The following is a 14,112-nucleotide window of genomic DNA, read 5'->3' on the forward strand; positions in this document are numbered from 1 at the left end:
AGAAGACTTAGGGTTTTTTTACAGTCTAATCCCTAGTATAAATGAAAAAAAGCATAGAGACTTATACTATGCAGTTTATTTTATGGAAACTGATAATTATCCCAAAGCAGAAAAACATGTTTTAAATATGGCGGCATTATCATCTGGTGCATATAGTGCAGATGAAGGAGATACAATAAATGGATATTAAGCCATTTCTGTTAGAGATCAAAATAATGAAGATGGTGACGGATTTAGATCTGTTTTATTCAAGAAAGTTGAAGAAAATGAATATGTACTTGCCTTTGCTGGATCGGATGATTTGAAAGATTGGGAAACTAATTTTTCTGCAATTGTTAATGGTGAATCAATTCAATATGAAATTGCAGTTGATCAAGGAGTACAGGCAACTGTTCTTTATGAAAATATTGAGTTTACAGGGCATTCACTTGGTGGAGGACTTGCTAGTGCATCTGCTCTAGCCACAGATGGGAAAGCAACTACTTTCAATGCAGCTGGTTTAACTAACAAGTTAAAAACAAATTTGGGTATTGAAAAAGGTATAAGTGATAATATTCGAGCATATATTACAAGAGGGGAATTTGTTGATTTTAATCAAAGATTACTAGGAGTAAGAGCTGAAGGGCAAAAAATAATAATACCTGCTAGGTATAATATTCTATCTACCACTGTAAGACAATATCAGAGAATAAGGAATCATATGATTGGTAATCATATTAAGAGATTAAAAAAAGAATTTTTAAAATAGTTTAAATAGATGAAAAAAATAGTTTTTTTTATGCTGAATGTCATATTGCTTAGTTCTTGTAATTCACAAGAGACCTCTAAAAATGGTAATACGCATTTTGATGAGCTTTTAAATGAACTAGTTTTAGCTTTAGAAAAAGAAGACATCAGTAAAATAAAAGATGTAATTAAAACTGATAGTACAATTTTAAATTTCCCTAACTCAAAAATAAATTACACAAATGAAATAGAACCTATATTATTTTGGACAATAAGAAATAATAAATACAAATCATTCAGGGCTTTATTGGGATTAGGATCTGATGTTAATATAAAATCAAACACAGGATTTACACCGCTTATCGTAGCATGTCAAAATGACTACGAATTAAATGGTTTTAGTGCTATCGATTATGTCAGAGATTTAATTGAAAAGGGCGCAGATATTAATTATATACGAAATGGATACCACAAAGAAACTAATGGCAAGAAAAAATTTTTCAGAGCTACTTCACCTTTAAATGCAGCAATTCAAAAAAGAAATATTGAATTAGCAAGTTACTTAATTAAAAAAGGAGCTGATATAAATGCAATTCTTACAGAACCTGGAATGGATGGTGGTGTTTGGAAATTCAATGCTTTAATGAGCGCTATATCAAGGAAGGATATGCAAATGGCAAAATTCCTCTTAATTAATTGTGGAGCAGAATATAATTGGATTTTGGGTCGAGATTACTCGAATAAACCATTGAATATTTCATATTTTTTAAGGCGGTGCTATTTTCTTAAAGACTCTTCTAAATTCAAGGATAAGATGGAAATACTAGAGTATTTAATTGCGAATAACGTTAGTTATAAAGAAACTGAAATACCTGAAAAAGCAATTGCATTTGCCAAGAAGAATTATCCTGATAATTGGGAAGTTTACTTAGAGAACTATTAGGGTAATGTAGTAAACTAGTTGATAGCAAAAATATAAGCTGTAACAAATTAAAAATCAGTAATTCTAAAATAAATGAATTACTGATTTTTAGCGTTCTTTGATATTGTTGCATAAAAGAAAGTTTATTAGAACCTATAAAATAAGGGTTCCTTAAATCGTTATGTAGTAGATTAGGTCATGGAAAAAACTCTATATCCAAAATATTGTGGTCAACCTTTCCCGTAAGAATATTCAGTATATTTACGATGCCACAGGCATAAAGCTAAAAAAGATTGTGAGTACGGGGACGACAACGGAATACGCGGGGAATTTTATCTACGAGAATGGCTACCTTAAGATGTTCTCGCACCCGGAGGGCTATGTGGAATCGCCAGTGTTCGGTGCGAAACGTGCGCCTTACAAATATGCCTACCAGTACAAGGACCACTTGGGGAATATACGCTTGACCTATATGGACATTAACCAAAATAATTCCGGTGCGGTAAGTTTGGAAATCCTTGAAGAAAACAACTACTACCCTTTTGGCCTGAAACATAAGGGGTACAACTCTAACGTGTCGGCTAATGTGAATAGCATGGCGAGCAAGTTTGGGTTTAACGGTATGGAACTTGAGGACAGTGATGTTAACGGTGACCAGTTAAACCTCTACGAGATGGATATAAGACAGTACGACCCGGCTATTGCCAGATGGACATCTTTGGATCCTGTGGTACACCATGAATTTTCAACTTATTCTGCTTTTGACAATAGTCCTATATATTGGGCGGATCCTAGTGGTGGTAATTCAGAGAGCTATTTTTCGGACACTTTAAGTGATACCGATCCTGATCCGCCGGTTAAAACTATAGAGTTAGATGAAGTTGTTGTAACTGGCAAAAGTGGAAGCAAAAGAGAATCTAAAGGGCCTACATGGTCTAATGAAACGAGTATGTTTGCGTATTATAGTTCGCAAAAACAATATGAGAAAGATTATCCTGAGTTTGCCAATATAAATCGTTCACAATGGAATACCCATTTGAATAATACATATTCAGATGCATTTTGGAAATTAGAAGAAAAATTAGATGAAGAAGAAAGAGCCAGGCAGGCTATGAGACATCTAATGGTGTGGTATACTTTTTTCTACATGGGTGAAGATTTAGTATATGTGTTGCCGGGAAGTATGTTTGGAAATTTATCAAGACTATCAGCCAGAGCATTTAGTTTCAAAGGTGGTTTAGCTCCAAAAGAAATTGTGTATGGGTATTTTGGGACTTTAGATGATGTAGTAGCATATGTCGGCATTTCAAAAAACCCTTCGGTTAGGTTTAAAGCACATGCAAGAGCAACAGATGGTAAACAATTTTTAGATTATGATACACACATAAGATTTAATTCTCGTTTAAAGGGTAGAATTTGGGAACAACAGAATATAAATGATTTAGGTCTAAAAAATTTATTAAACCGAAGGAATGAAATCAGAAAATCATTATGGCAGACATATAAAATTAAAGTACCACCAGCACAATAGCACAATGAGTAAAATAAAAAAGGGAGATGTATTCGAAGTTAAATTAGGAGAAGAAGAAGTAGGTTTTTTTCAGTACCTGCTTCTTGATCCTGCCCAACTAAATAGTGAGGTTATCCGTATTTTTTCATATAGATCTAAAGAAAGAGACAACTATGATTTGAACCAAATCGTAAACTCAGAAATAGATTTTTTTGCTCATGTGGTCATTCCTTTTGGATTTACTACAAAACTATGGAAGAAGATTGGCAACGTAGATTTGGAAAGTGATCTAGAAAGACCTTTATTTAGAGCTGTTTTTGGGGAGAAGCGTGAATTTAAAGGAAATCGCATTATTTATAAAAAAACAGATCAATGGCAAGTATGGAGGGCAGGAGATTCGTTTGACTCAAGACGCCCATTAGGTTGGATAACAGAAGGTAATAAAGATATTGATTTAGGTATGGTTAAAGCCCCAAACGAGATAGTACATAGAATGAAAACAGGCGAATACAGCTATTCTTATTATACCTAAAAATCATAGGACTCTTCAATTTGGTAATTGATAAAGCCGAGAGCTAGAAGTATACCTTCTAGCTCTTTTTTTTTGTAGTTTTTAGTTGTTGTAAATGAAATATCCACAAAACCTTTTCCAGTCCCCTCGTTTATAACTATTCCTAGTTTTCTATGTTCGATTGTATCTGCTAAAAGATAGCGTAGCTCTAATGTTCTGTTTATATTTTTGGTATCATCAGTATTTAGGTAAGCAATTATATTTACTAATGCACTATTCAATATCCTGTAGTACGTTCTTAAGGGTGGACTTTAGTTTACGTTTAGAAAGAAAAGCATCCATAATGGAGAATATGGTCTTTTGCTCGTCTTTGGTAAGGCTATCGATAAGCGCAACACGTTCCATCAAAGTAGTGTCATTAAGTACATCTTTGTCCGTAAAAAGCTCAGCCATAGACACACCCAAAGCCTTAGCAATCTTAATCAACGTATTGACGGATGGATCGGTCTTACCGTTCTCGATACGGGAATACTGTGTAGCACCCATTCCAATAGCAGAAATCACTTCCTTTTGCGAGAGACCTTTGTTTTCTCGTACATACATAATATTTTTACTTACCTCCATAAGTATTGTTCAATATATCAATAAAATTACATTTAAAGGCTCTATTTGTCAATTGTAAAATATTTTGAATGCATTAATTGCTTGTTAAACCTTATAAGACATAGGATTATTAATAATACATGGGTTACATTAGGGAACGGAAAATTGTAATTATAAATACCCTTTTCATATATTTATGATGCAACAGGTGTAAAATTGAAAAAGACAGTGACAACCATTGGTTCTCCCTCCCATACCGAATACGCAGGTAATTTTATCTACGAGGATGATACATTGAAGATGTTCTCCCACCCGGAGGGCTATGTGGAGCCTGTGTATGGCGGAAAGTTCCCGACGTTCAACTATGCCTACCAGTACAGGGACCACTTGGGCAATATTAGGCTCACCTATGCGGACTCGGACAAGAACGGTGAAATCAATGCCAGTACTGAGATTATCGAAGAGCACAACTACTACCCTTTTGGGATAAAACATAAGGGGTATAATAGTAATGTAAGGGGGACAATCTGAAGGTTTTGATGATATGGCCGATGGTATTCTATTTACAGAAACAGATTTTAATACTGATATGATTGTAAAAGAAAGATTAGAAACTAGAATGAGCGATGGGACTTACTATGATAGCGTAGAATTTAATTGTAGTACTTTTTGCTGAGAGGCATATGAAGGTATTGAACAAGCCAAGCTAGAATATGGGGAAGGGCTAAATTATCTTAATCTCCTTCAAGCCCAATTTGGTAAAGAGACTGACTCCTATAAAGGATTTACATTCACTTCAGCAACACCTCACCAGATGTATAAGGATGTCAAACAATTAAAATCCACTTATGTAATAAAAGACCTAGGTAAACAAGTTAATAAATCATTCAAAAAAGCATTTAAAGGAGAATAAAAATTTATAAAATGAAGAAAATATTAATAGTACTAACTGTTTTTTTGATGGTTAGCTGTAGTGATAGACCACTAATTTTCGAAGATCATACAATTAATAAAATTATTATTACAAAGTTTAGAGATGATAAAAGAGATCCATTAATTATAAAAAAGAACCCTCAAATAAAGAATATTATATCATACTTTAACGACAGTAAAGAATCCCCGATTAAAATGGCTTATGATTATAAACTGGTGATTTCAATGAGGGATTCTTCGAACGTTGAACGAGTATCAGTAAAAAATGATAGATTTAGATATAAAGGGAAAAGCTATATTTCGAATACGAATATTCAAGATTATATTGAGTCAATAAAAAGTGAATACTAGGAACCGGTAGGTACGAATTTATAATCGTGCTATAAACACTAACAAAAGGATAGGCATAACGTCTGTCCTTTTTTTTATCCGCAAATAGAAACTAAGGTTTTTGCTTAGAAAAACTAAGCAAAAACCACAATGATTCCCTGAGTATTAACCTTAACTTTAAAGTTGTTTATAAACTTTATTTATTATAAGGATGCTAAGGAAACTTACATTAATTATATTAATAAGCCTCCTGTTGGGCTGCGAGGAACTTATAGAAGTTGAGGATATCACTAATGAAACGGTCAGTATTCTGGCACCAGTAAATAATAGTACGCTTACGGATACAACGGTTAACTTTTCGTGGCAAGCCTTGGAGTTTGCGGAATCCTATCAACTACAAATCGCTTTGCCTAATTTTGAGAACGCCCAAGCTATTGTAGAGGATACTACGCTTACTGCAAGCAACTTTACAAAAACATTAGAACTAGGCATCTACCAATGGCGCATTAAAGCCATCAATTTTGCTTATGAAACCGCATTTACAACCCTAAACCTCAACATTGAAGACTAAAAAGAAAACATATGTGCTCTTGGTATTGGTCATTGCTGTCTGGGGAACGATTGCCTATAAGATTATTGTAGCCCTCAATCCAGATATACCAGAGTTTCAGCCACAAGAATTTGTAACCAAAAGCAATTATAAAGTTGAAACCTCTATAGATACGTTTTCCATAACCAAGGTTAATAGAGATCCATTCTTAGGAACTTATAGTAAAAAGGAAGAATCCCCCAAAAAAGCTACAACTAAAAAGAAACCTATATCATGGTTACCCATACAATACCATGGTATTATAAAAAATGGGGGAAACGAAATGTACATTGTCTCTATTAACGGCAAACAACATTTGCTAAAAAAAGGTCAGGCTAGGGATAGTATACAACTCTTGTACGGTAATGTTAAATCTATTACCATGCGCTATAAAAATACGTCTAAAATCTTCAAATTAAAGCAATAAGTATGAAACTTAAAGCGGGCGCATTACAGTTGGTCACCTTTGTGGTTGTGGTTATTGCATTATTGTTGTCTGCTTTTATCCTATTAATCCATATACATCAACAGTTTCGCATTAAGAGCAACCATACCATCGAAACCGTAAGCTTGGTAAATAAAGGCATCAAGGCAGTACTACAAGAAGACATTGCTTTAGAAGACACCGTTGCAGTTAGTTTATATGACGAAGACTATAAATCCCTAAACATACACCGAAGTTTTTGGGGCATTTATGAGAAAGCGCATGCCAAAGCCAAAATAAAGCATACCAAACTGAGCAAAGTGGCATTAATAGGCAATAGAATAACAGGGTTAGACGCACCAACCCTATATCTTAAGGATAATAACAAACCCCTTGTGTTGGTAGGCCATACAAAAATTAACGGTAAGGCATCCTTACCCAAACGTGGTGTAAAATCAGGTAATATCGCAGGGCAATCCTATTATGGCGAACACTATATCTATGGAAGTACTTCATTAAGTGGTGAGCTCCCAAAGTTAAACCATGAACTTTTAAACTATTTGAAAAACCTTAAACAAAGAGACTTAAACGCAAAAAAAACGGAGTACATTAACCTTAAGGGTAATAAAGTATTTAAAAACACATTTGAAAATCCCTTACAATTGGTGTATAGCCCATCGGATATTGTTCTGGCAGAGGTTTCCATGATTGGGCATTTGGTCATTCAATCTGAAACTAAAATCACGGTCAATGAGACCGCAAAGCTCAATGATGTACTCTTAATTGCACCGGTGATTGAAATCACATCAAACGTTACAGGCGCTTTACAGGCCTTTGCCACAGAGCGTATCGATGTGGCTAAGGATGTCAGCTTAACCTATCCTTCAGCTTTAGTACTACAACAGGACTATGAAAAGGAACAAACGGATAAGGCCAAAGCTATTTTTATAGATGACGATTCCAAAATTTCTGGTCAAATTCTGGTTTTAGGACAAACACAGCCCGATAATTATGAGGCGCAATTAAAAATTAATGCCAATGCCATGGTTGAGGGTATGATCTATTGTGAACAAAATTTAGAATTAAGAGGCACCGTTTACGGTTCGGTATATACTAACAATTTTATCATTAAAGAAAGGGGCTCTATCTACCAAAACCACTTGTTTAATGCCTTTGTAGATCGTAGTGAGCTAACGTCGAAGTTCGTAAGTCTTGGTTTTGAAAATTCAAAAAAAGGAATTGCCAAATGGTTATACTAAATAAAATAAAGGCATCAACACTTATGGAAACCTTGATAGCTACCGTATTGATCATGGTCATATTTATAATAACGAGTTTAATATTGAATAATCTGTTTTCTAACAGTATTAAGCATAATACCAGAAGCATTACGGCAAAACTTAATGAAATAGAATACCTATATATAAATGACAAACTCTCTCTCCCTTATTATAACGATTATAATGGATGGGAAATAGAGATGGTAACATCCAAAAACCCAGATGAAGTGCACTTAAAGGCATCAAAAACAAACACAACAAAAGTTGTGGAAAAAAGCGTGTTTAGTAAATGAAAGCTAAAGTAAAGGCCTTAACATTAAATGAAATGGTAATTGTAATGATCATTACATCAATTGTTGTGAGTTTGGCTTTTACGGTTTTGTCATTGGTACAGCGCCATATGTGGTCCATACAGCATAATTTCAATTTAAATACCGAATTTAATCGTTTAGAAGAAGCGCTTTGGATAGATACTAATCACTTTAATACCATAAGGGTCAATGCCAAACAGAATACCATAAAGTTTAAAACGCTATTGGATTCGACAACCTATCATTTTGAAAAGGATTACACTCTAAGAGATAAAGACACATTTTACATACCCATAGCTCATAAAACTTTATTCTTTAATGGAAATGAAGTTGCTAATGGTAAGCTTGATGCCATTCGGTTAGAATTATCAAAAAAGTATAACGATCAACAGATATTCGTTTTTAAAATAAACGATGCAAAACACTTTATCGACTGATGGCTTTTCGGTTAGAAAACATATCTAAACAAAAGGTAATACGCAAGGAGAAATCTTCTATAAACGCCCTGTTAGAAAAAGAAGTTATCGTGCTAAAAAAAGCCTTCTCCAACAAAATCAAAGAAGATTTTTATACAGAGTTAGGGGTGTTGTTAAAAGCAGGAATCAACTTAAAAGAGGCTCTAGAATTAATAAAAAACACCCAAAAGCAAAAGAAAACCAAGACCATATTGCAAATTATACTAGATGAGGTTATTTCTGGTAAGAGTTTATCGGAAGCCATAAAAAATGAAAAAGAGTTTTCGGACTACGAATACCATTCGGTAAAAATTGGTGAGGAAACAGGAACACTATTCAAAATTGCTGAACAACTGGGAATGTTTTACAACAGAAAAAACGAGCAGCGTAAACATTTAATCAATGCCCTCACCTACCCTTGTATCATATTAACTACTGCAATTTTAGTGGTCATTTTTATGTTGCAATTTGTAGTCCCTATGTTTGAAGATATTTTTAAACAACAAAATATTGAAATGCCAGCCATTACGGCTTTCGTAGTAAATATCTCTGAATTTTTGGAATCAAAAGGTATTTGGTTGTTTATGGTAGTCCTATTATTATTTTTCTTGCGATTGTTTTTTAATAAGGCATCTTGGTATAAACGTATTAAAGGAACCTTATTCAATAAGATACCCTTTGTAGGTCAATTTATTAAAACCGTTTACTTATCACAATTTACCCAAGCCATTGCCTTATTAACGGCATCAAAGGTACCTATAGTGAATAGTATTAGTTTGGTGAAACAGATGATAGACTACTATCCTTTAACAACAGCTCTTCATAGCGTTGAACAACAATTATTAAAAGGCGAAACTTTAAGTAAAAGCCTTAGCGAGAACAAGCTTTTTGACGAAAAAATGATTGCACTCGTTAAAGTTGCCGAGGAAACCAACCAAACCGAGTTTATGTTCGAACGACTCAATAGTCAGTATAATGCCAGAGTACAACAACGCTCAAAAGTGTTATCTACAGTAATGGAACCTATCATTATTCTATTTGTGGGATTGTTTGTCGGTTTTATACTAATAGCCATGTATTTACCAATGTTTAAGCTGAGTAGTATTCTTGGTTAATAATTATTATTTTTGATTAATTTTTATTTACAATGTCTAATAAAAGTGAACACAAAACTGAACACGTTTTGGAACACGATTTATAATATTAGGGTGTTGAAACCCCAATAAAATAGTTAAAAATAACCTTATTGGAGTATTCATAACCCGGAGGTCTCGAGTTCAAATCTCGATCTCGCTACAGCAGTAAAGGCTTGATGGCATCATCAAGCTTTTTTTGTGGACAGCACTGAAGCTTGCTTTAAAGTGCATGGAAAACAAAAAAAATGTAATGCGATAGTATTAATGCTTTTACTATTGTACAGCTTCCCAATAAAGATTCTATAAATCTCGATCTCGCTACAGCAGTTAAAGGTTGATGGCATCATCAAGCTTTTTTTGTGATTTGCCCTAAAGCTGGCTTTATAAGGCAGAAGTATAAAAAATAGTAATGCAAAGCATCGACTTTTACTGTTTTACAATACTTAGAGTTAAGCTAATTATTGGAATAAAACGGTATTCCAATTTCTTATTAAGTTGATTATTGAGTACCTGACTTTTTTAGTCCTGTAGTTTATTAAACAAAAGGAATCGCTCCATTCACTCACATATCATAAAAAAATCTTAAGCTTTTCTTATAATTGAAGTGTTGAAAGCAAAAACACATCAAATTGTTTTATTTTTAGTTTCTTTTTTAACATTTAAACTTAAAAATTTAAAACCATGCGATATTTTACTATTTTTTTTGTGGCCTTGTTTTCACTGCAACTTCAAGCGCAATCTGCAATTATGGAGCCAAGTATATCACCAGATGGAATGTATTTAGCCTTTAGTTTTCAAGGTGATATTTGGGTAAGTGATATTTCTGGCAACAATCCAAAACGCCTTACCATTCACGAGGCTTATGAAGCCAGTCCTATATGGTCCAATGATGCTAAACATATTGTGTTTTCAAGTGATAGATATGGAAATGCAGACTTATTTAAAATCCCTGTTGAAGGTGGTACCCCACAACGATTAACCTATCACTCTGCTGGCGACTCGCCATATAGTATAACTGCTTCTGGAGATGTGCTATTTACAACCTCAAGAAATTATAGACAAGTTGAACGTGAAGCTGAAATTTATGTTTTAGAAAAATCGGCTTCAACCGAAAAACGCTTTTCGGATGCCTTGGGTTTTAATCCTGTAAGTTCACCTAATGGTGATAAAGTTGCTTTTGTTCGTGGCACTTGTCGAATAGATAGAGAAGCTTATAATGGCCCTGCCAATCGTGATGTTTGGGTATATGATAAAACTACCAGCCAATACACACAAATTACAAAACATGGCACAAATGATTTTAATCCGCGTTGGTTAAACAACAATACACTGGTTTTTATTTCGGGCAGAAGTGGTCGTTATAATATTCATCAGGCAGATTTAAACGGAACTATCTCAAAACTAACGAATGAAAAGGATTATGGTATCATAAATTTTTCTATAAGTCAGCAGACAAATACCATAGTCTTTCAAACAGCAGAACAATCTTATGTATTCAACATTATTACAAAAAAAGCGACACCCCTCAATATCAATATTAGTAGTGATTACCGTTTTGACCCTATAGTTAAAGAGCGTATGCGCAACAATGTAAATGAATTCGCGGTATCACCAAACGCCAAATTCATAGCTTACATTAACCGTGGTGAATTATTTGTTACCAGAAATGATAAAGAGGATAGTAAATCCGTAAGGATCACGGATGGCCCTGCAAGGGAAGCTAGCCCAGTTTGGCTTAATGATTCTACCCTTTTATTTATTTCAGATAAAGAAGGTCAAAACGATTTGTATGCTATTCATTCTACGGATGACAATGAAAAAGATTTATTCTATTCATTTAAAAGAGCAACAAAACAATTGACTAAATCCAAAGACGAAGAAGTCAATCCTTTGGTTAGCCCAGATGGTAAAAAAATAGCGCTTCAAATCGGCAGAGGTGGTTTAAAAGTTTTTGATATTGATGAAAAAGGCAAACTGAGTAATTCCAAAACTTTATTGGATGGATGGGATGCACCTCGTGGTCTGACCTGGTCACCAGATAGTAAATGGTTGGCTTATAGCAAATCTGACTTAAACTTTAACCAAGATATATTCATTCATGCTGCTGATAATTCCAAACCACCGGTAAATGTGAGTATGCACCCTAAAGGAGATTTTAATCCGGTTTGGAGCAAAGATGGTAGTAAACTAGGTTTTGTTTCTGAAAGAAATAATGGAGATAACGATATTTGGTTTGCATGGCTCAAAAAAGAAGATTGGGAGAAATCAAGAGCTCAGTGGACTAGAAACGAAAAAGAAAAAGACGATAAAGACAAAAAAACCACTAAAAAGAAAGAGGACAACAAAGATGATAAGACAGATAAAAAAACAAAGGACATTACTATTGATTTTGACAAGATCTACCAGCGTTTAGAGCAAGTAACGCGCTACACTGGCGGAGAATCTGACTTTGCATTTGACGAAAAAGGCGAACATATTTATTTTACTAATGGTGGTGTAAGCAGAAAAAATTATGATATCAGCCGCAGCTTGTTTAAAATTAAATGGGATGGTACTGAGAAGAAAGAAATTAAAGGCGGTGCTAACACATATGGGCTCAAAAAATACCCTGTGAAAGGTCAAATTTATCTAATGTCGCGTGGCGGACAAATTACAGCTTTAAATACTAAATCTGACAAGCTTGAAAAACAAGTTGTACAATCCCAAATGAAAATTCGTTATAAAGATGAATTAGATCAAATATTTGAAGAAGGCTGGAGAGTACTCAATGCCGGTTTTTATGACCCAGAATTTCATGGTCAGGATTGGGATAAGCTAAAGAAAATGTATAAGCCTCTAGCTCTTAATGCTTCAACAAAAGAAGATTTTAGATTACATTTTAATTTAATGCTTGGCCAGCTCAATGCCTCACATATGGGGATGTACGGCGGTAATGCGCAAAAAGAGACCCAACGCGAACGAACTGGTCTGTTAGGTATTGAAGGTGAACATATAAAAGAAGGATTTAAAATTACTCGTGTTGTCTATGATAGTCCAGCTGGCAAGACTGAAAGCCAATTGAATGTTGGTGATATCATTACCGCGGTCAATCAAAACACAGTGGAACAGTCTAATAATTTCTTTTCGCATCTTGAAGGAACAACCAACGAGCGTACTTTACTAAACATAAATCGAAATGGAGAGATAATTGAAATGGTTATTTGGCCTGCTGGTTCTTTGCGATCGCAATTGTATGATGAGTGGGTAGAAGATCGTAGAAAATTGGTAGACTCCTACTCCAATGGAAAATTAGGTTACTTACACATTCAGGGAATGAATTGGCCATCCTTTGAGCGTTTTGAACGTGAACTTATGGCAGCTGGTTATGGCAAAGAAGGTATTGTTATAGACGTCCGTTACAACGGTGGTGGTTGGACAACCGATTATTTAATGGCCGTTTTAAATGTTAAGCAACATGCTTATACTATTCCTCGTGGTGCAGCAAAAAGTTTAAATGAGCATAAGAATTACAAAGAAAATTACCCTTATGGAGAGCGCCTGCCTTTAGCTTCATGGACTAAGCCGTCTATAGCTTTATGTAATCAAAGCTCTTATTCCAATGCTGAAATTTTCTCGCACGCCTACAAAGCTCTAAATATTGGCACTTTAGTTGGTATTCCTACTTTTGGTGCCGTAATTTCTACAGGAGGAGCAGGTTTACAAGACGGTTCCTTTGTACGTTTGCCTTTTAGGGCTTGGTATGTAAAAGCTACAGAAGAAAATATGGAAAACGGACCTGCGGTACCAGATATTATTGTTGCAAATCCGCCGGCTTATAAAGCCAAAAACGTTGACCCTCAATTGAAACGTGCCGTAGATGAACTATTGAAGCAATTGTAAGTTATTAATAAAACAAGGAGGTCTTGAGTTTAAGTCTCAACTCGCTACAACAGTAAAAGTCCAATACCGAAGTATTGGGCTTTTTTTATGCGTTACTGTAAAACTTGGTTTCTACGGAATTACCCTGGGAATAATCTAACTACTAAACCTATACAAAAACGTTGGTATTCATTACTACAAACATGTTTTAACTTTGGTATAAACTTGACTTATCTATTCTATTCGTCAGAATTAAACAACTCCTAATTATTGGTGTTTTTGTTTAAATTATTTTTGTATTTCAACCAAAATTTGACATTTAAACTTTATATTGAAGTATTAAGATTAAGCTACCAAAAACAGATCGTATTTTAGGGGTTTCCGCAATGATAATAAGTATTCTCACCTTAATCATTTTTATATATCAGACCAATATTATCAATAAACAAAGTAGGCTATCTGTAAAACCCCATTTATCCTTTTTTCTATGGCAACACGGAAACGACTGCATTATTTCTTTTACG

The 14,112-nt window shown here is 34.4% G+C and carries 16 protein-coding genes; 14 read left to right on the forward strand and 2 right to left on the reverse strand.

All coding sequences use genetic code 11. The features are described 5' to 3' along the window. The 5 genes from Q0992_RS11460 to Q0992_RS11480 all read left to right on the forward strand — a co-directional run. Window positions 1-190: hypothetical protein (locus tag Q0992_RS11460; RefSeq protein ID WP_299524180.1), on the forward strand; the 190-nt coding region annotated here is incomplete at its 5' end. A 111-nt stretch (window positions 191-301) separates the two neighbouring features. Next, window positions 302-748, forward strand: a complete 447-nt coding sequence (locus Q0992_RS11465) for a hypothetical protein (protein ID WP_299524183.1) — start codon at window positions 302-304, stop codon at window positions 746-748. A 9-nt stretch (window positions 749-757) separates the two neighbouring features. Beyond that, window positions 758-1,669, forward strand: a complete 912-nt coding sequence (locus tag Q0992_RS11470) for an ankyrin repeat domain-containing protein (protein WP_299524186.1) — start codon at window positions 758-760, stop codon at window positions 1,667-1,669. Window positions 1,670-1,874: 205 nt separating this feature from the next. Then, window positions 1,875-3,179, forward strand: coding sequence for an RHS repeat domain-containing protein (locus Q0992_RS11475; RefSeq protein WP_299524189.1), 1,305 nt, complete (start codon window positions 1,875-1,877; stop codon window positions 3,177-3,179). Beyond that, the gene (locus tag Q0992_RS11480) at window positions 3,121-3,690 is read left to right on the forward strand and encodes an Imm26 family immunity protein (RefSeq protein WP_299524193.1); all 570 of its coding nucleotides are present in this window, start codon (window positions 3,121-3,123) and stop codon (window positions 3,688-3,690) included. The genes Q0992_RS11475 and Q0992_RS11480 overlap by 59 nt, the downstream gene beginning before the upstream one ends. Here Q0992_RS11480 and Q0992_RS11485 read toward each other — a convergent pair. Beyond that, window positions 3,687-3,950, reverse strand: coding sequence for a hypothetical protein (locus Q0992_RS11485; protein ID WP_299524196.1), 264 nt, complete (start codon window positions 3,948-3,950; stop codon window positions 3,687-3,689). The genes Q0992_RS11480 and Q0992_RS11485 overlap by 4 nt on opposite strands. Next, window positions 3,943-4,293, reverse strand: coding sequence for a helix-turn-helix domain-containing protein (locus Q0992_RS11490; RefSeq protein ID WP_299524199.1), 351 nt, complete (start codon window positions 4,291-4,293; stop codon window positions 3,943-3,945). The genes Q0992_RS11485 and Q0992_RS11490 overlap by 8 nt, the downstream gene beginning before the upstream one ends. A gap of 303 nt (window positions 4,294-4,596) precedes the next feature. Between Q0992_RS11490 and Q0992_RS11495 the strand changes: the two genes are divergently transcribed. From Q0992_RS11495 to Q0992_RS11535, 9 genes are all read left to right on the forward strand, one after another. Next, the gene (locus Q0992_RS11495) at window positions 4,597-4,803 is read left to right on the forward strand and encodes a hypothetical protein (protein WP_299524202.1); all 207 of its coding nucleotides are present in this window, start codon (window positions 4,597-4,599) and stop codon (window positions 4,801-4,803) included. A gap of 393 nt (window positions 4,804-5,196) precedes the next feature. Next, window positions 5,197-5,556 (forward strand): hypothetical protein, encoded by a 360-nt coding sequence (locus Q0992_RS11500; protein ID WP_299524205.1) that lies wholly within the window; start codon window positions 5,197-5,199, stop codon window positions 5,554-5,556. A gap of 190 nt (window positions 5,557-5,746) precedes the next feature. Continuing rightward, a complete protein-coding gene (locus Q0992_RS11505) occupies window positions 5,747-6,106 on the forward strand; it encodes a hypothetical protein (protein ID WP_299524216.1) in 360 nt (119 codons plus the stop codon). Beyond that, window positions 6,096-6,551, forward strand: coding sequence for a hypothetical protein (locus tag Q0992_RS11510; protein WP_299524219.1), 456 nt, complete (start codon window positions 6,096-6,098; stop codon window positions 6,549-6,551). The genes Q0992_RS11505 and Q0992_RS11510 overlap by 11 nt, the downstream gene beginning before the upstream one ends. A 2-nt stretch (window positions 6,552-6,553) precedes the next feature. Beyond that, the gene (locus Q0992_RS11515) at window positions 6,554-7,807 is read left to right on the forward strand and encodes a hypothetical protein (RefSeq protein WP_299524222.1); all 1,254 of its coding nucleotides are present in this window, start codon (window positions 6,554-6,556) and stop codon (window positions 7,805-7,807) included. Then, window positions 7,795-8,121 (forward strand): hypothetical protein, encoded by a 327-nt coding sequence (locus Q0992_RS11520; protein WP_299524225.1) that lies wholly within the window; start codon window positions 7,795-7,797, stop codon window positions 8,119-8,121. The genes Q0992_RS11515 and Q0992_RS11520 overlap by 13 nt, the downstream gene beginning before the upstream one ends. Further along, the gene (locus Q0992_RS11525) at window positions 8,118-8,576 is read left to right on the forward strand and encodes a hypothetical protein (protein ID WP_299524228.1); all 459 of its coding nucleotides are present in this window, start codon (window positions 8,118-8,120) and stop codon (window positions 8,574-8,576) included. The genes Q0992_RS11520 and Q0992_RS11525 overlap by 4 nt, the downstream gene beginning before the upstream one ends. Further along, a complete protein-coding gene (locus tag Q0992_RS11530) occupies window positions 8,576-9,709 on the forward strand; it encodes a type II secretion system F family protein (protein WP_299524231.1) in 1,134 nt (377 codons plus the stop codon). The genes Q0992_RS11525 and Q0992_RS11530 overlap by 1 nt, the downstream gene beginning before the upstream one ends. Window positions 9,710-10,411: 702 nt before the next feature. Beyond that, window positions 10,412-13,609 carry a S41 family peptidase gene (locus Q0992_RS11535; protein WP_299524234.1) on the forward strand — a complete coding sequence of 1,066 codons (3,198 nt, stop codon included), beginning with the start codon at window positions 10,412-10,414 and terminating at the stop codon, window positions 13,607-13,609. Window positions 13,610-14,112 lie beyond the last annotated feature (503 nt).

Origin of the sequence: Winogradskyella sp., from assembly GCF_028289625.1 — a bacterium.
In the GTDB taxonomy this organism is placed as follows: domain Bacteria; phylum Bacteroidota; class Bacteroidia; order Flavobacteriales; family Flavobacteriaceae; genus Winogradskyella.